At 73.3% G+C, this 247-nt stretch carries 1 pseudogene; it reads right to left on the bottom strand.

Annotated features, from left to right (window positions below):
* Positions 1-23: 23 nt before the first annotated feature.
* A pseudogene (locus tag CVH10_RS23105) lies at positions 24-247 on the bottom strand (hypothetical protein); the annotation flags it as partial.

Below are 247 nucleotides of genomic sequence, written 5' to 3' on the forward strand. Positions count from 1 at the left end.
GATCCGGCCCGCGTCGACGTCATCTACAACGGCGTCGACGCCTTGCCGTCCGGCGCCCTGCCGTCCGAGGCCCCGCCGTCCGATGAAGGGCCGGCCGAGGCCGCCCGCGCGGCGGCCTTCATCGCCTCCATGACCGGCGGCTGGCGGGTCGAGTCCTCGCGCACCTGGGCGAAATACTCATGCTCGCGCGGGATCACCTGCTCGTCCAGGAAACGGTGGACGCGGGCGTGCCAGTCCAGGGCGCGGT

The organism is Halomonas sp. ND22Bw (assembly GCF_003011945.1).
GTDB lineage: Bacteria > Pseudomonadota > Gammaproteobacteria > Pseudomonadales > Halomonadaceae > Halomonas > Halomonas halophila.